The organism is Pseudomonas aphyarum (assembly GCF_028657055.1).
GTDB classification, from domain to species: Bacteria; Pseudomonadota; Gammaproteobacteria; order Pseudomonadales; family Pseudomonadaceae; genus Aquipseudomonas; species Aquipseudomonas aphyarum.
In genome coordinates this window covers 228,908-245,914 of record NZ_JAMDGS010000013.1, presented here as the reverse complement: position 1 = coordinate 245,914, position 17,007 = coordinate 228,908, and the positions used below count along the sequence as shown (strand labels likewise).

The window sequence follows — 17,007 nt, the reverse complement described above, 5'->3', positions numbered from 1 at the left end:
CTCTGCAATCTTTCTCCCTACATCCATCAGGCCGTTGGAAGGGGGAACGCATGACCCCGACATCCCGCAGGAAAGTGGTCGTCGCCCATTCGGTTCGACCCGGCGCGCCACAGCATGAAGTGCAGACCAATAAAGCCCTCGCGCGATGGCTGGCGCAGATCCTCGGCCTCAAGTTCGGCGGCAGTTACGACGCTGAGAAACATCGCGGTCGGGATATTTATCTGCTGCCGACCCAGACCCTTGTCGGCGCGGCGGCCCGCGAGCTGGGCGTGAGCGGCCCGGACGATCTGTGGGGCGGGTTCGTCGAGCACGACTTCATCTGCACCAAAGCCATCAGCCACGGTCTGCGCAGCCATCAGGCCCACGCGCCGCAAGGCTGGTCGCCGCTGTTTTCCGAGCGGGTGCGCACTGTGGTGCTGGACGGGCTCAGCGTCTTTGCGCTGGAGGATGCGCGGCCCGCCGCCGAACATCTGTTGTACAGCGGACCGATCCGGATCAAGCCGATCCACGCCTGTGCCGGGCGTGGGCAGGAAGTGATCAAGAGCCTGGATGCGTTCGACGAAATCCTCGCCCGACCCGAGGCTGAAGCATTGTTTAGCGATGGCGTGGTGCTGGAGCAGGACTTGAGTCAGGTGATCACCCACAGCGTCGGGCAGTCGTTCATCGGCGACCGGGTGCTGAGTTACTGCGGTGATCAATACTTGACCAAGGACGCCCACGGCGAAGAGGTGTACGGCGGCTCGAACCTGTTGGTGGTGCAGGGCGGTTACGAGGATCTGCTGGCGCTGGATCTGCCCGACGACGTGCGTCTGGCCATTCAGCAGGCGCAGGTGTTCGACCGGGCGGCGGACGAAGCCTATCCGCGTTTCTATGCCTCGCGGCGCAATTACGATATCGCCCAGGGCCTGGACAGCGAAGGCCGGCCGCGCAGTGGCGTACTCGAACAATCGTGGCGCATGGGCGGCGCCAGCAGCGCGGAAGTGGCGGCGCTGCAAAGTTTCGTCAACGATCCCTCGATGCGTGCGATCCGCGTGTCGTCCGTGGAAACCTATACCGATCAGGCCCTGCCGGCGGATGCCATCGAGGTGTATCGCGGGCCGGCCGAGAACAGCGACTTTCTCCTCAAATACGTAACGGTCAAATCCTATGACGGCTAGAAGCGAAAGCATTCAGATCGACATTGATGATGAACAGATGAGCGGGACGTTCCTCAGTCCCAAATCGAAAGTCCCCGGCGTGCTGTTCGTGCACGGCTGGGGTGGTAGCCAGGAGCGGGATCTGGAACGGGCCAAAGGCATCGCCGGCCTGGGTTGTGTGTGCCTGACGTTCGACCTGCGCGGGCACACCGGCGGCACCGGCATTCCGCTGAGCCGGGTCACCCGCGAAGACAATCTGCGTGATTTGCTGGCGGCCTACGATCGGCTGCTCGCCCACCCGGCGCTGGACACTTCGGCCATTGCGGTTGTGGGCACCAGCTATGGCGGTTATCTCGCCTCGATCCTCACCTCATTGCGTCCGGTGCGCTGGCTGGCGCTGCGGGTGCCGGCGCTGTACCGCGACGAGCAATGGCACACGCCGAAACGCGATCTGGACAAGGCCGACCTGCGCGATTATCGCGGCACCCTGGTGCGCGCTGACAGCAACCGCGCCTTGCATGCCTGTTCGCAGTTCACCGGGGACGTGCTGCTGGTGCAGTCGGAAACCGATGACTACGTGCCCCACGCGACGATCATGAGTTATCGCGCCGCGTGCCAGCAGACTCACTCGCTGACCCACCGCATCATCGACGGCGCCGACCACGCCCTGAGCGATCCGACCTCGCAGCAGGCCTACACCTCGATCCTCGTCGACTGGATCACCGAGATGGTGGTGGGCGAGCGGTTGAGCATCATTCAGTCGCGCTGATCAGGATTTGGGTTTCTTCTCGATGCGCAACGCCTTGGCCTTGGCTTCCACCACCAGGTACATCAGCACGGTGATCAGCAGCGGCAGCAGGAAATAGATCGCCCGGTACGCCAGCAACCCCGCCACCAGACTGCCGCGCGAAGCCTCGTGTTGCAGCAGCGCCACGAACACCGCTTCCAGCACGCCGAGCCCGGCGGGGATGTGGGTGATGACCCCGGCAATCGCGCTGATCAACAGCACCCCGAGCACCAGCGGATAGTCGAGCTTGCTCGGCAGCAAAGTGAAAATCACCGCCGCCATCAGCGACCAGTTCAGCGCCCCGAGCAGCAATTGCAGGACCGCCATGCGCAGCGACGGCAGGTTGATTTCCACCCCGCGAATCGACCACTCGCGCCGCCGGGAAAACTGGCAGGCGACCAGATAACCGGCGCTCACCAACAGCAGCAATACACCAATGCCCTGCAACGCATCGCTGCTGACTTTCCAGCCCGGCGGCATGCGCACCAGCCCGCTGCTGAACACCACGCCGGCGATGGTCATGTAGCCGAACCAGTTGGTCGCCAGGCTCAGGCCGAGGATCTTGGCGATGTTGCTTTTGCTCACCCCGAGCCGCGAATACAACCGATAGCGCATGGCGATCCCGCCGACCCACGCGCTCAGATTTAGGTTGAACGCATAGCTGATGACGCCCACCGGCAGGATCTGTTTCCACGTCAGGTCCTGACGAATATAGGTGCGGCCGATCAGGTCGAAACTGGCGTACACCAGAAAGCTCAGCAGGGTCAGGCTGGAGGCGATGATCAGCGTGCGCACCTTGAAGTCGGCGAGGGTTTGCAGCACCTCGGCCCATTCGATGCGACTGGCGAACATTGTCAGCAAAACGATCAGCGCCAGAAAAAACAGCAGGGTCAGCGGACGTTTCCAACGGGTCCAGCGGGACTTGCCCGCCGGTGCCGGATGCACCGCCGCGTGGGCTTCGGAATGGCTCATGACGGATCGCTCCCGGCGGCATGAGTGAAGGGTTTGAGCCGTGGCTTGTGCGCCGGCAGCCAGCCGGCCATCGCCGGGAAATGCCGCAGGAAGTGAAACACCAGAAAGCCCACGGTCATGTGCCAGATCCGTCCGCGCGGCGACTTCGCGGCGTCCATCGCTTTGCAGTGGTTGTGGCTGAGATCTTCGAGGCGTTCGAACAGGTGGCGATTGAAGGCACGGTCGCGAATCAACACGTTGGCTTCCAGGTTCAGCGACAGGCTCAGCGGATCAAGATTGCTTGAGCCGACGGTGCTCCATTCCTCGTCCACCAGCGCCACTTTGCCGTGCAGCGGCCGCTCGCAATACTCATGAATCTGCACCCCGGCCTTGAGCAAATAATCGTAGGTCATGCGCGCGGCGAGTTTGGCCACCAGCATGTCCGGCTGCCCCTGCAGAATCAGCCGCACTTCGACCCCACGCCGGGCCGCATTGCGGATTTCGCGCAGCAGGCGATAGCCGGGAAAGAAGTAGGCGTTGGCGATCACCACCCGCCGTTGGGCGCGACGCAGTACCTGCAAATAAACGTCTTCGATATCGGTGTTGTGACGGTCGTTGTCGCGGAACACCAGGCGCACCTGACCGTCGTGATCATCGAACGCCATCTCGGCGCGACGCTGCCGGCGCCGTTGCCACCAGAACCTTGCGCGTCCCGGCCGGCCGCTTTGCAGCAGGGCGAAATGATGGATGTCGGCCACCGCCGGGCCCTGAACTTCCACCGAATAATCCTGCTTCGCTTCGGGGCCGAAGTCGGCCAGGTGATCGCCGAAAAAATTGATCCCGCCGATGAACGCAATCAGCCCGTCGACCACCACGATCTTGCGGTGCAAACGACGGAACCAGTTGGTGCGAATGCCCAGGCGTTTCGGGGCCGGGTCGAAGATTTGCAAATGCACGCCGGCATCGCTCAACGCGGTGAGGTAACCGGTGCTCAGTTCGCCACAACCGAAGCCGTCGAGGCTGACGGTGGTGCGCACGCCACGCCGGGCGGCATCGATCAGGATCTCCTGCAATTCCTTGCCGACCTTGTCTTCGAAGACGATGAAGGTCTCCAGCAGGATCTCGCTTTTCGCCGCGCGCATCGCTTCGAACACCCGGGGAAAATATTCCTCGCCGTTTTCCAGCAGCTCCAGCCGATTGTTGCCCTGCCAGCGGTACTCGACATCGACGGTGCCCGGCTCGCGCACGGGCGGGGTAATGCTGACCGGCTCTACGGCGGATTTTTCCAACGGTGCACTGCTCATAGTTCAATCTCCACCGACAGCGGCGCGTGGTCGGAAAGGTGTGACCAGGGACGGTTCGCCAGCACTTTGGGCTGACTGGCCTTGAGGTTGCGTACGTAGATCCGGTCCAGGCGCAGCAGCGGCATGCGCGCAGGAAAGCTGCGCGCCGGTTTGCCGTGATGCGCCGCAAACACTTCGCGCAGGCCACAGGGTTCAAGCAAGGCATCGGCGCGCTGGCGCCAGTCGTTGAAATCGCCCGCGACGATTACCGGCGCGTCATCAGGCAGCTCGGCCAGGCGTTCTCGCAGCAGGCGCAGCTGATCGTTGCGATGGCTTTCGCGCAGGCCCAGATGGACGCAGATCGCATGCACTTCACGGTCGTCTCCCGGCAGGCGCAGCACGCAGTGCAACAGGCCGCGGTTTTCGTGGCCGCTGATCGAAACGTCAAGGTTGTCGTGGCGCACGATCTGGAATTTCGACAGCACCGCATTGCCGTGATCGCCGTCCGGATACACCGCATTGCGCCCGTAGGCGAACTGCGGCCAGAGGCTGTCGGCGAGAAATTCGTACTGGGGCATCGTCGGCCAGTTTTCGTAGCGTTTTGGATGGTGCTCGTGGGTGCCGTGGACTTCCTGAAGAAACACCACATCGGCGGACACGCTGCGCACCGCTTCGCGCAATTCCGGCAGGATGAAACGCCGGTTCAGCGCGGTGAAACCCTTGTGGGTGTTGACCGTCAGCACGGTGAAACGGCGCACCGTGGTAATGACCGTGGTCTGCTCGTCGGTGAAGCCGACCGGCTCGGGAATGCTCATGCGAGTACCCCTTCGGCGGCCGGTTCGCCGGGCGCGGTTTCGAGGGTTTTATCCAGTTCGAAACGCTGCAACAGGCTGCGGGCATCGAACGGCGCGCGGACCTTGATGTCGTTGTCGAAGTAGCAGAAAACCTCGCGGGATTTGCGCGCACGAGGCTTCAGGCGCGGCGCGATCAAATGGGCGTCGCCCGGTTGCCGGCCATGGTGCCAGGCGTCGATCCGTTCGGCCCAGCGTTGCAGCGCGACACGTGTGTAGCCGCTGGCGTAGAGCTCTTCGGCACCGTGCAGGCGCAGGTAGACGAAATCGCTGGTCAGGTCTTCGCGGTACGGCCATTTCCCGGCGGTGTCGGCAATAACCAGCGCGGTGTTGTAGCGTTTGAGCAGGCGCACGAAGTCGGGGTCGATGAAACTGTCGTTGCGGATTTCCACGGCATGGCGCAGCGGTTTTTTGCCGTAGGCCTTCATGCTCGCGTGGCCGTGCAGGTGGGAATCGTGCTGGCGGGCGAGGTCGGCGGCAGCCTGGGTGTCGTGGGGCAACTGATCGAGAAAGGCTTCGAAACGCTCGGGGTCGAACGTGAAGTTGGGCGGGAATTGCCAGAGGACCGGACCGAATTTTTCCTTCAGTTCCAGCACCCCGGAGGCGAAGAAGTTGGCCAGGGGTTTTTCGATATCGCGCAGGCGGCGGATGTGGGTGATGAAGCGCGGCGCCTTGATGCTGAACACGAAGTCATCCGGCGTTTCGGCGTACCACTGGGCATAGCGTTCGGGCCGTTGCAGGGCGTAGAACGATCCGTTGATTTCGATGCTGTTGACCGCCCGCGAGGCGAACTGCAATTCGCGTTTTTGCGCCAGCCCCTTCGGGTAAAAATCCCCGCGCCACGGGGCGTAACGCCAGCCTGAAATACCGATATGAATCGTTGCCATGCCGCCCTCCCGTCGAAAGTCCCCGTACGGCCTCTGTCTGTGGATGACTGCGGACGGTTCGGGAAAGTTTCGACGGGATTACGGACGGTCGGGCTGCGCCGGATCAGTGCCCGGTGACGATCCGGGTGGAGCCTTCGGCGGGTTCGGCATACACCGGGCCCAGGCGATCGAGGCGACCGCTCCAGGCGGTCAGGGCCAATGCCACCAGCACCACCAGTCCGCCAATCCATGCGGTATGGATCAGGCCGATGTGCTCGACGATCAAACCGCCACCCCACGCGCCACCGGCAATCCCGAGGTTGAACGCAGCAATGTTCAGCCCCGATGCGACGTCCACGGCTTGCGGTGTGTGATGTTCAGCCTGACGCACCACATACACCTGCAAGCCCGGCACGTTGCCGAAGGCGACTGCGCCCCAGACCAGCACGGTGGCCAGCGCCAGCCATGGGTTGCCGGCGGTGAAGGTGAGCACGAACAGCACGGCGGCGAGCAGGGCGAAGATGATTTTCAGTGCGCTGATCGGCCCGCGTTTGTCGGCCAGTTTGCCGCCCCAGATGTTGCCGACCGCCACCGACACGCCGTACACCAGCAACACCAGGCTTACGGTGCCGGCGCTGAAGCCGGAGATGTCCTGAAGAATCGGCGCCAGAAATGTGAAGGCGATGAACGAGCCGCCGTAACCGATGGCCGTCATGGCGTACACCAACAGCAGGCGCGGTTGCTTGAGCACCTGCAATTGCTGCAACAGCGACGCCGGTTTGCTGTGGGCAATGTTGTTTGGGACGTACAGCAGGCTGCCGATGAACGCGATCACTCCGAGTGCCGACACCGCGAGGAAGGTTTCACGCCAGCCGAAATGCTGACCGATGAACGTGCCCAGCGGCACGCCGGTGACCAGCGCCACGGTCAGGCCGGTGAACATGATCGCAATCGCGCTGGCGGCTTTTTCCTTGGGCACCAGGCTGGTGGCGATGGTCGAGCCGATTGAGAAGAACACGCCATGGGCCAGGCCCGTGACGATCCGCGCCAGCACCAGTGATTCATAACTCGGTGCCAGCCAGGCCAGCAGGTTGCCGAGGGTGAACAGTACCATCAGCGACAGCAGCAACAGTTTGCGCGGGACTTTGCCAGTGAGGGCGGTCAGCACCGGCGCACCGATGGCTACGCCGAGGGCATAAAGACTGACCAACAGACCGGCGGAAGGCAGGCTGACGCCGAGATCGGCGCCGATGGTAGGAAGCAGGCCAACGATGACGAACTCGGTCGTCCCGATGGCGAAAGCGCTGAGGGTCAGCGCGAGCAGGGCAATGGGCATGACGGCACTCCGGTGGGGGATTGAATGGAGCGCAGTGTCGGGGTTTGGTGGGGGTGGAAAAATACGGGGATGGGCATTTGATATTTGACCTGAGAGCAAAGATCAAAAGCTTACCCCCTCACCCCAGCCCTCCCGAAACGTCGGACCGCCCCCAAGGGGGCGAGGGGGAAAGGGAGCCGATCTACGCGCTATTCAATTCCTGAGTTCGACCGAGATTTCTCAGGTCGATGTAACTGAAAAGGGCACCTCGGTCGGCTCCCTCTCCCTCCGGGAGAGGGCTGGGGTGAGGGTGCTCTTGAACTTTGCCGGTCAAATGTCGATCAGTTCCTTACAGGTTCAACCAAGGGAGCTCTGCGTTTTGACCAGGTTCAGGATCGCGATTCTATTGGGGGCATTGCTGTTGTTGGGCGGCAATGCAGTGCAAGCCGCCAGCCTGCCGGGCGTCCCGGCGGCCAGTGAAGAGCCGGCCAAACCGGAGCCGATCGTGCAGGGCGGACTGCTCGGCGCCATCAGTTCCAGCATCGACGACGTGCAGGACAAACTCGATCTCAACGAGCATCTGGTCGACGCCTGGCGCCTGCGCGCCGACCGGGCGGCGGATGAAGTCGACAGGCTGGTCAACCAACCCTCGAACCGCTCCGGCTGGAGCGTGGCGGGGGATTTCCTGATGCTCTCCGGCGTGTGGCTGGGCACGTTTGCCGTGTTGACCGTGCTCGGCAGCGTGCTGGGCAAACGTCTGCGCGAAGGGCGCTGGCTGCGCACCCGCCAGCGCAGTCAGGACCTGCTCGGTTACCTGTTGCCTTACACGCTGCCCGCGCTGATCTGCCTGCCGCTGACCCTATATGTCAGCCACTTCCTATCGGCCTCGGTCGGTCGCGCGCTGGCGCTGTGTTTTGCCTACGCCACCAGCAGCGGGATATTTTCCACGTCGATGCTGTTGTGCGTGGTGGTGATGTTCAACGTCGGCCACAAGCGCCGCGCCGTGCAGATCATCCGCGACTACTGCCCGAAACCGCTGTTCCTGATCGGCTTTCTCGCTGCGTTGAGTGACGCCCTGACCAGCCCGCAGATCGCCCGGCAACTGGGCGGCAACATCACCAGCAGCATCGCGGTGTTCACCGGTCTGCTGGCGTCGATCATCTTCGGCCTGCTGGTGATTCGCCTGCGTCGGCCGGTGGCGCACCTGATCCGCAATCGCTCACTGGCCCAACGTCTGAAACAGCCGTCGCTGCAGGAGTCGCTGCGGATTTTTTCCGGGCTCTGGTACTGGCCGATCGTGCTGATGGTGCTGGTCTCGGCAGTCAATCTGATCGGCATCGGCGAGGACAATCAAAAGGCCCTGCGTTGTGCGCTGTTCACCACCGTGCTGCTGATCGGCACGGTGTTTCTCAGCACCGTGCTGCAACACCTGTTCAAGTCGCGCAAGGCCGAGGCGATCCAGCGCAGCAGTGCCTACAAGGAACGTTTCCTCAGCCTGTTGCATGCCTTGCTGCGGATCGTCATCGCGATTGCGTTCATCGACATTCTCGGGCGGATCTGGGGCGTGTCGCTGCTCGACTTCGCGCAAAGCAGCACGGTCGGACGGGCGATCAGCAATGCCCTGAGCAGCATCGGCCTGATCTTCCTCGTGACATGGCTGTTGTGGGTGGTGCTCGACACGGCGATTCAGGAAGCGCTGAAACCGCCGGTCAGCAAACGCTCGGCGCGCCAGCCCAGCACCCGGGTGAAAACCATCCTGCCGCTGCTGCGCAACGCGATCAAAATCATCCTGGTGGTGATCTGCGCGATCACCACCATGGCCAATCTCGGTATCAACGTCGCACCGCTGCTGGCCGGTGCCGGGGTGGTCGGCCTGGCCATCGGTTTCGGCTCGCAGCAATTGGTGCAGGACGTGATCACCGGGCTGTTCATCATCATCGAAGACACCCTGTCGATCGGCGACTGGGTGGTGCTCGATTCCGGGCACGCCGGCACGGTCGAAGGCCTGACCATTCGCACCCTGCGCCTGCGTGACGGCAAGGGCTTCGTGCACTCGGTGCCGTTCGGTCAGATCAAGGCCGTGACCAATCAATCACGGCAGTTTGCGTTCGCGTTTTTCTCGGTGCAGTTCACCTACGACACCGATGTCGACAAGGCCATCGAGCTGATCCGCGAGGCGGGGGATTCGATTCGCGAAGATCCATTCCTCAAGTACAACCTGCAAGGGCCGCTGGATGTCTTTGGCGTAGACAAGATGGACCTCAACGGCGTGGTACTGACCGCGCAATTTCGCACGGTTTCCGGCGGGCAATATGCGGTGAGCCGCGCATTCAACCAGCGTCTGAAAAAGCTTGTGGATAACAGCCCATGGGTGCATTTCGCGCAAACTTATCCACAGCAGGTTTTGCTGCCCAAGCGCCAGGAAGAGGAGGTGGCGCCGGCGCATTCGTCGGTGGTGTTGCCGGAGCAAGTGCGCACTCAGTGACGGGTCAGCCTGTTGCGGATTTCGCTCATGGCGGCGGAGTCCAGTTCCACCCAGAATTGCGGCTTGCCCGCGACCTCGGCAGCGACTGGCAAGCCGTCGCAATACACCAGCCGATTGCTCGCCAGCGCCGGCACCTTCGCCCCCGGTAACAAGGTGCCGGCGAGGTTCAGCGGATCGACGCCGCACACCGCGATCAGGCTGCCATCATGGGGGCGACGGCGGACTTCGCGCAACAGCGGAATCGCCTCGGGCAGGGCGAATTGTTCACCGGCGAGGCCACTGACAAACCGCCCGCCACGAATCTCGCCCCGTGCTTCCAGTCGATGGAAGGTGCGCAGCAGTTCGCGCCAACTCGGCAACCAGTCGGCCTCGCGTTCCAGCAGGCGCCAGAACACCACGCCATAGCGGCGCAACAAAGTCATGGCGACGTGTTCGAGGGTTTCGGGCGACGCCGTTTGACGGTTTTCCACAACCGGCCCGCGACGCAATAACGCCCAGCGCCCGGCATCGTCCATGCCGCCGACAAACGCCCCGCGCCCGCGTCGACTGCTGCGTTGCTGGCGCTTGCTCGCCGGAGTGATCAACGCCCGCAATCCGGCAAAGCTGTCGGCATTCACCAGACCGGCGCCGACCAGTTCCTGCAAGGCGATTTCCAGCTCGGTGCGCAGCAGGTGCGCTTCATGCGTCAGCTCATCAAAAAACAGCGCGCCGTGCTGGCTCAGTGCGTCGAAAACCTTGCGGGTCTTGGGCGACAGTTCGCTGACCGGCGTCTGCTCGGCCAGTGCACTCCACAATCCGACCTGACTGCGCGGCAGCAACACGATCGGTGTGCTGCGCAACGCCGTGCCGCTGATGTTTTGCCGGGCGCTGAGGCGCGTCCACACTAGTTTTCCGCTGCGGCACAGATCGTCCAGCCAGCTCGGTGAGTAGTCCTTGAGCCGCGCGGGAAGGAGGTCGCTGTCCCAGGCCGAAGCGGCAGCCGGATAGCCTTCGAACTGGCCAACAATCGCTGGCAACACCACGCTGCCCTGACCACGGGTAGACGGAGACAAGTGCTGCCAGTCGAACAGAAACCGCATGAAATCCTGCAACGCCACCGGCTCGATTTCCCGGCGCAGACGCTTGACCGTGTAGCGGTGAATGCGCGCCAGCAGATGACGCTCGCACCATTCCTCAACAGTCGACCCCGGCGTGAACTGGCCGCGCAGTACGTAACCCTCGCGCTCCAGATGAGCGAGGGCTTGATGAACAGAGGCCGGCATCAGGGCCAGCGGTTCGGCAATCGCCGCCAGCGGTAGCGGGCCGAATGCGCCGAGCCGCGCGCGGATCACTTCGATCAGTGCGTCATCGGCTGCCCATGGTTCGTCGAAACCGGGCAACGCGGGGAGTGCCGACTGTGCCTGTGGATAAAGCGCTTGCAGACAGGTCAGGCGTTCTCTCGCCAGCCATATCGAATGCTCGGGATCGATCTTCAACTGGCAGGCTCGCCCGGTCTCGGCCAGAGCATTCAGCCAATCGCGCCACTGCGGATTGGCCTCGACTTCGCAGTCGCTGATGCAGGCCAGGCTCATCAGCGCTTCGTGCATTTCATCGGCACTGTTCGGCGTCGGCGAGGCTTCTTCGCGCACGGCGTTGATCGCATCGGCGTCCAGCGCGCCGAGGTCATCAGTGGACTGCGGATCGCTCCAGCGGCGGTTGAGCACGGCCTGGGTGCGCCGCTCTTCCAGCGGCGCATCGTCGAGAAAGGTGTAGGGCCGGGCGCTGAGGATTTCCGCCGCCAACGGTGAGGGCGCCGGAAGGTCACGGGCGATCAGGCGCACTTCGCCGCGCTCCATGCGCCGCAGGAGTTCGAGCCAGCCTTCGCTGTCCATTGCCTCGTGCAGGCAATCGTCGAGGGTCTGCTCCACCAGCGGATGCTCGGGGATTTCCCGTTCGCCGGCGAGGTTTTCCAGGCACGCGATCTGATCGGGAAACACATTGGCGATCAGGTCTTCGCTTTTCATCCGCTGCAATTGCGGCGCGACTTTGCGCCCGCCCGTGTAGCGCGGCAGGGCCAGCGCCACACCGGCATTCCAGCGCCAGCGCACACCGAACAGCGGTGCATCCAGGACGGCTTGAATCAGAATGTGCTCGGCGCTGTTGCTGTGCAGGTAACGCCAGACCTCGTCGAGTTCGAAACTGTGGCTGGTGGACAGCGACAGCACGATCGCGTCTTCGCTGGCGGCGGCCTGCAATTCGAAGTTGAAGGTGCGGCAGAAACGCTTGCGCAGGGCCAGTCCCCACGCACGGTTGATGCGACTGCCGAACGGCGAATGAATGATCAGTTGGGTGCCGCCGGACTCGTCGAAAAACCGCTCCATCAGCAGCGTGTCCCGCGACGGCAAGGCGCCGAGGGCGAGGCGGGCGCGGGCCAGGTAATCCACCAGTTGTTCGGCGCTGGCCAGGTTCAGGCCGAGGGTGTCGGTCAGCCAGTCGAGGGCCGGTTGCAGGTTGCCGGGGCTGTCGCTGAGCAATTGATCGAGTTGCGCGTGCAGGCGCGCCACGGCCGCCGACAATTCATCGCTGCGTCCCGGTGCTTCGCCGAGCCAGAACGGGATGGTCGGCGGCTGACCCTGGGCATCCTCGACCCGCACCTTGCCGGTTTCCACCCGCAGAATGCGATAGGAGGCGTTGCCGAGCTGGAACACGTCGCCGGCAATGCTTTCCACGGCGAAGTCTTCGTTGACGCTGCCGATGTTCAGGCCCTGGGGTTCGAGCAATACGCTGTAGTCGGCGTTGTCGGGGATGGTGCCGCCGCTGGTGACGGCGGTCAGCCGAGCGCCGCGTCGTCCGCGCAGGGTTCGGCTCACGGCGTCGCGGTGCAGGTAGGCGCTGCGGATGCCCTGACGGCCGTTGTAACCCTCGGCGAGCATACCCAGCAGCGCCTGATAATGTTTTTCGTCGAGGCGGGCGTAAGGCTCGGCCCGGCGGAACAGCGCGAGCAAATCGTCCTCGGCCCATTCCTGGCAACTGACCTCGGCGATGATCTGCTGCGCCAGCACATCCAGCGGCGCTTCGGGGATGTGCAGCGTATCGAGTTCACCCCGGCGCACGCAGTCGAGCAGGGCGGCGCATTCGATCAAGTCATCGCGGGTGGTGGCGAACAGGCGCCCCTTGGGCGTGCCGCCGACCTGGTGCCCGGAACGACCGACCCGTTGCAGAAAACCGGCGATCGAACGTGGCGAGGCGATCTGGCACACCAGGTCGACTTCGCCGATATCGATCCCTAGCTCCAGCGACGCGGTGGCGATCAGCACTTGCAGCTCGCCGCGTTTAAGCCTTTGCTCGGCGTCGAGGCGAAACTCCTTGGCCAGACTGCCGTGGTGCGCCGCCACCGCGTGTTTGCCGAGGCGTTCGCTCAGGTGCCGGCTCAGGCGTTCGGCCAGACGTCGGGTGTTGACGAAAATCAGCGTGGTGCGGTGTTCCCGGGCCAGCGTGGCGAGGCGGTCGTAAACCAGTTCCCAGACGTCATTGGCCATCACCGCCGACAACGGCACCGGCGGCACTTCGATGCCCAGATCCCGTGGGCGGGCGTGGCCGATGTCGATGATTTCGCAGGGGCGTTCATGGCCGACCAGAAAACGCGCCACCGCATCGATCGGTTTTTGCGTGGCCGACAGACCGATGCGGGTCAGCGGGTCAGGACACAGCGCCTGCAAGCGTTCGAGGCTCAAGGCCAGGTGGCTGCCGCGTTTGCCGGCGGCGATGGCGTGGATTTCATCGACGATCACCGTGCGCGTGGTACCGAGCATTTTTCGGCCGGACTCGGAGCCCAGCAGCACATAGAGCGATTCCGGGGTGGTCACCAGAATGTGCGGCGCGCTCTTGCGCATGGCGGCGCGGTCTTTCTGCGGGGTGTCGCCGGTGCGCACGGCGGTGGTGATTTCCAGCGCCGGCAGATCCATCTGGCGTAACTGGTTGGTAATCCCGGCCAGCGGGTTCTGCAGGTTGATGCGGATGTCGTTGGACAGCGCCTTGAGCGGCGAAACGTAGACCACCAGGGTTTCGTCCGGCAGACCGTCCGGGGTTTCCAGGCCACGGTGGACCAGATCGTCGAGCACCGCGAGGAACGCGGTGAGGGTCTTGCCGGAGCCGGTGGGCGCAGCGATCAGCGTCGAGCGGCGCTGGCGGATCAACGGCCATGCGCGGGCTTGGGCGGCGGTCACCGTCGGGAATGTGCTGCTGAACCAGGCGCTGACGGCGGGGTGGAAGCCTGCCAGGGCCGCGTCCTTGGGGAGGGGCAGATTCATGGCTTCAGTTATGCGGGTGGGCGGGCGAAGTTGCAAGTACCGCTCGGGATCTGCACTTTACGGGTGACGGTTGCGCACTAAACCCGCAAAATGCAACGATTCCGGCAATTATCGACGACGCTGTACCAAACATCGTCGCCAAAGCCATCGTTCCAATCAGACTGGGCCTGCTGACTCTATGCGAATGCGCCTTATGTTACTGGGCGGCGGAAATGCCCTTGGGCAGGCGCTGATTCGCCTCGGTGCAGAGGAAGACATCGGTTTCCTCGCCCCCCGCCCGCCCGAAGACGGCTGGGATGCCGCGAGCCTGACCCAATTGCTCGACGACACCCGTCCCGATGCATTGATCAACCTTGCCTATTATTTCGACTGGTTCCAGGCCGAGGCCGTCAGCGAAAGCCGTCTGGCCGGGCAAGAACGAGCCATCGAGCGCCTGGCCGAACTGTGCCAGCACCACAACATCGTGCTGGTGCAACCGTCCAGTTATCGGGTTTTTGACGGTTCCCGCGCCACCGCCTACAGCGAAAAGGACGAACCGGTGCCGTTGGGCCTGCGCGGTCAGGCCCTGTGGCGGATCGAGCAGAGCGTACGCGCCACCTGCCCGCAACACGTGCTGTTGCGTTTCGGCTGGCTGCTCGACGACAGCCCGGAAGGCACCCTCGGGCGCTTCCTGGCCCGTGCCGAACAGCCGGAAGAATTGCTGCTGGCCGATGACCGCCGTGGCAATCCGACCCCGGTCGACGATGCGGCGCGGGTGATCATCTCGGTGCTCAAGCAACTCGATTGCGCCGCGCCGCTGTGGGGCACTTACCACTACGCCGGCCACGAGGCGACCACACCGCTGGCGCTGGGCCAGGCGATTCTCACCGAAGCGCGCGGCCTGCACCCGCTGGCCATCGAAGCGCCGACCGCCCAGGCCCACGCCGCGCGGCCGGATGCCGCCGAAGAACCGCAACACGCGGTGCTCGCCTGCAAGAAAATTCTGCACACCTTCGGGATCAAGCCGCGCGCCTGGCGTGCCGCGCTCCCGGGCTTACTGGATAGGTTTTATCGTCATGGCTGAAGGCCCTGTTCTCATCACCGGCGGCGCCGGTTTCATCGGCTCGCACCTGACTGACGCGCTGCTTGCCAAGGGCCATTCGGTGCGGATCCTCGATGATCTGTCGACCGGCAAGCGCAGCAATCTGCCGCTGGATAATCCCAAGGTCGAGTTGATCGTTGGCGATGTGGCCGACGCCGCTTTGGTCGCGCAGGCTATGCAGGGTTGCAGCGCTGTCGCGCACTTGGCCGCCGTGGCGTCGGTGCAGGCGTCGGTGGACGATCCGGTGAAAACCCACCAGAGCAATTTCATCGGCACGCTGAACGTCTGCGAAGCCATGCGCGAGGCCGGCGTCAAACGTGTGCTGTACGCCTCCAGCGCAGCCGTCTACGGCAACAATGGCGAAGGCGAGTCGATTGACGAAGACACGCCCAAGGCGCCGTTGACGCCTTATGCGTCGGACAAACTGGCCGGCGAGCAGTACTTCGATTTCTACCGCCGCCAGCACGGTCTGGAACCGGCGATCTTCCGCTTCTTCAACATCTTCGGCCCGCGTCAGGATCCGTCCTCGCCGTACTCCGGGGTGATCAGCATCTTCAGCGAACGCGCGCAGAAAGGCCTGCCGATCACCGTGTTCGGCGATGGCGAGCAGACCCGGGATTTCATGTACGTCGAAGACCTGGTCGATGTGCTGGTGCAGGCGATCGAAAAGCCGCAAGTGGACGTCGGTGCGGTGAACGTCGGCTGGAATCAGGCGACCAACCTCAAGCAGATGCTGGCCGCGCTCGAAGCGGTGGTCGGCGAGTTGCCGCCCGTCAGCTACGGCCCGGCGCGCTCCGGTGACATCCGTCATTCGCGGGCGAACAACCGCCGGTTGCTTGAGCGATTCAAATGCCCGACGCCAACGCCGATGAACGTCGGCCTGGCCCGTTTGCTCGGCCGCTGAGCTTCTCGCAGACATGAAAAAGGCGCCTTTTGACAGGCGCCTTTTTCACGGCCGGAATTCGGGTTTCAAACCGGTTTCCTGTAGCGAGGGAGCTTGCTCCCCGGTCGATGGCGTAACATCGCCGTCAGTTCTGAGCCTGCCCGCCACCAAGCCTCATTCACCACCACGTGAACGTTCTTTGATTGCTGCTTAGAACTTGTAGCCCAGACCGACCATGTACACAAATGGATCGACGTCGACATTCACTTTTGCGCGAGTGCCCGGAGCCACGGCGTTGTTCTCGACGGTGGCGCGGGTGTCGATGTCGATGTAGCGCACCTGGGCGTTGAGCATGATGTTGTCGGTCAGCATGTAGTCGGCGCCGACCTGCCAGGCCAGGCCCCAGGAGTTTTTCGCCTTGAAGTTGCTGAAGCCGTTGGATTGGGCTTCGCTGCCGACGTGCTCGTCGTAGATCCAGGTGTAGTTGATGCCACCGCCGATGTACGGCTGGAAGGCCGACTTCGCGTCCAGCGGGTAGTAGACGACGCTCAGGGTCGGCGGCAGGTGTTTCAGGGTGCCGAGTTTGCCGTTGGCGGCTGGCAGGGCAGTGCCCTTGAGCTTCACGTCATGTTCGAACGGAGATGCGGCCAACAGCTCGATACCGATGTTGTTGGTCAGCATGTAGGCGAAGTTCAGACCCAGTTGGGTGTCGCTGCTCATGGTCGCCTTGCCGCCCAGGTTGGTGCCGCTCAGCGGACCCTGATCGACCTTGACGCTGGAGCTGTCGGCCTTCGGGTTGACGGTGATCGCACCGGCACGAACGATGATGTCGCCGGCTTCGTGGGCGTGGGCGAGCGGGGCTGCGAGCGCGAGGGCAAACAGCGAGGCGCTGAGCAAGGACTTGTTCATGGAAGCTCCCAAAGGACGTTAAAAATGTTTGATGTCCTATGGTACGAATCCGTCTGATACGGTCTTTTGACTCAGCTCAATGAAACAGTGATGCCCCGGGTTTTTGTGGAACTTTCATGGCCTCATCGCTGGCAAGCCAGCTCCCACAGTGATCGAGTCGTTCACAAACTT

At 63.3% G+C, this 17,007-nt stretch carries 12 protein-coding genes; 5 read left to right on the top strand and 7 right to left on the bottom strand.

The features are described 5' to 3' along the window. Positions 1-50 precede the first annotated feature (50 nt). Complete coding sequence (locus tag M5G18_RS20420) at positions 51-1,157, top strand: DUF3182 family protein (protein ID WP_273897651.1); 1,107 nt, start codon at positions 51-53, stop codon at positions 1,155-1,157. Then, positions 1,147-1,905, top strand: coding sequence for an alpha/beta hydrolase family protein (locus tag M5G18_RS20415; protein WP_007955615.1), 759 nt, complete (start codon positions 1,147-1,149; stop codon positions 1,903-1,905). Before M5G18_RS20420 ends, M5G18_RS20415 begins: the two co-directional genes overlap by 11 nt. Here M5G18_RS20415 and M5G18_RS20410 read toward each other — a convergent pair whose 3' ends face one another. The 5 genes from M5G18_RS20410 to M5G18_RS20390 form a co-directional block, all read right to left on the bottom strand. After that, positions 1,906-2,895 carry a lysylphosphatidylglycerol synthase domain-containing protein gene (locus M5G18_RS20410; RefSeq protein WP_273897652.1) on the bottom strand — a complete coding sequence of 330 codons (990 nt, stop codon included), beginning with the start codon at positions 2,893-2,895 and terminating at the stop codon, positions 1,906-1,908. Then, positions 2,892-4,178 carry a cardiolipin synthase ClsB gene (gene clsB / locus M5G18_RS20405; protein WP_273926175.1) on the bottom strand — a complete coding sequence of 429 codons (1,287 nt, stop codon included), beginning with the start codon at positions 4,176-4,178 and terminating at the stop codon, positions 2,892-2,894. The genes M5G18_RS20410 and clsB overlap by 4 nt, the downstream gene beginning before the upstream one ends. Further along, entirely contained in the window at positions 4,175-4,972 is a 798-nt protein-coding gene (locus tag M5G18_RS20400; RefSeq protein WP_127800171.1) for an endonuclease/exonuclease/phosphatase family protein, read from the bottom strand. Before M5G18_RS20400 ends, clsB begins: the two co-directional genes overlap by 4 nt. Further along, complete coding sequence (locus M5G18_RS20395; protein WP_273897654.1) at positions 4,969-5,895, bottom strand: DUF72 domain-containing protein; 927 nt, start codon at positions 5,893-5,895, stop codon at positions 4,969-4,971. The genes M5G18_RS20400 and M5G18_RS20395 overlap by 4 nt, the downstream gene beginning before the upstream one ends. Before the next feature lie 103 nt (positions 5,896-5,998). Then, positions 5,999-7,210, bottom strand: a complete 1,212-nt coding sequence (locus M5G18_RS20390) for an MFS transporter (RefSeq protein WP_273897655.1) — start codon at positions 7,208-7,210, stop codon at positions 5,999-6,001. Between the two features lie 358 nt (positions 7,211-7,568). Between M5G18_RS20390 and M5G18_RS20385 the strand changes: the two genes are divergently transcribed. Then, a complete protein-coding gene (locus tag M5G18_RS20385; RefSeq protein ID WP_273897656.1) occupies positions 7,569-9,674 on the top strand; it encodes a mechanosensitive ion channel family protein in 2,106 nt (701 codons plus the stop codon). Here the strand turns inward: M5G18_RS20385 and M5G18_RS20380 are convergent. Beyond that, positions 9,668-13,963 (bottom strand): DEAD/DEAH box helicase, encoded by a 4,296-nt coding sequence (locus M5G18_RS20380; protein ID WP_273897657.1) that lies wholly within the window; start codon positions 13,961-13,963, stop codon positions 9,668-9,670. The genes M5G18_RS20385 and M5G18_RS20380 overlap by 7 nt on opposite strands. A 178-nt stretch (positions 13,964-14,141) precedes the next feature. Here M5G18_RS20380 and M5G18_RS20375 point away from each other — a divergent pair, with 178 nt between their 5' ends. After that, entirely contained in the window at positions 14,142-15,026 is an 885-nt protein-coding gene (locus M5G18_RS20375) for a sugar nucleotide-binding protein (protein WP_045121788.1), read from the top strand. After that, a complete protein-coding gene (locus tag M5G18_RS20370; protein WP_273897658.1) occupies positions 15,019-15,948 on the top strand; it encodes an NAD-dependent epimerase/dehydratase family protein in 930 nt (309 codons plus the stop codon). The genes M5G18_RS20375 and M5G18_RS20370 overlap by 8 nt, the downstream gene beginning before the upstream one ends. 189 nt (positions 15,949-16,137) lie before the next feature. Here the strand turns inward: M5G18_RS20370 and M5G18_RS20365 are convergent, their stop codons facing one another. Beyond that, the gene (locus tag M5G18_RS20365) at positions 16,138-16,836 is read right to left on the bottom strand and encodes an OmpW/AlkL family protein (protein WP_007955593.1); all 699 of its coding nucleotides are present in this window, start codon (positions 16,834-16,836) and stop codon (positions 16,138-16,140) included. Positions 16,837-17,007: the final 171 nt, after the last annotated feature.

Coding starts and splice junctions, on each gene's coding strand:
- M5G18_RS20420 (WP_273897651.1), top strand. CDS start 51: ATGACCCCGACATCCCGCAGGAAAGTGGTCGTCGCCCATTCGGTTCGA.
- M5G18_RS20415 (WP_007955615.1), top strand. CDS start 1,147: ATGACGGCTAGAAGCGAAAGCATTCAGATCGACATTGATGATGAACAG.
- M5G18_RS20410 (WP_273897652.1), bottom strand. CDS start 2,895: ATGAGCCATTCCGAAGCCCACGCGGCGGTGCATCCGGCACCGGCGGGC.
- clsB (WP_273926175.1), bottom strand. CDS start 4,178: ATGAGCAGTGCACCGTTGGAAAAATCCGCCGTAGAGCCGGTCAGCATT.
- M5G18_RS20400 (WP_127800171.1), bottom strand. CDS start 4,972: ATGAGCATTCCCGAGCCGGTCGGCTTCACCGACGAGCAGACCACGGTC.
- M5G18_RS20395 (WP_273897654.1), bottom strand. CDS start 5,895: ATGGCAACGATTCATATCGGTATTTCAGGCTGGCGTTACGCCCCGTGG.
- M5G18_RS20390 (WP_273897655.1), bottom strand. CDS start 7,210: ATGCCCATTGCCCTGCTCGCGCTGACCCTCAGCGCTTTCGCCATCGGG.
- M5G18_RS20380 (WP_273897657.1), bottom strand. CDS start 13,963: ATGAATCTGCCCCTCCCCAAGGACGCGGCCCTGGCAGGCTTCCACCCC.
- M5G18_RS20375 (WP_045121788.1), top strand. CDS start 14,142: ATGCGAATGCGCCTTATGTTACTGGGCGGCGGAAATGCCCTTGGGCAG.
- M5G18_RS20370 (WP_273897658.1), top strand. CDS start 15,019: ATGGCTGAAGGCCCTGTTCTCATCACCGGCGGCGCCGGTTTCATCGGC.
- M5G18_RS20365 (WP_007955593.1), bottom strand. CDS start 16,836: ATGAACAAGTCCTTGCTCAGCGCCTCGCTGTTTGCCCTCGCGCTCGCA.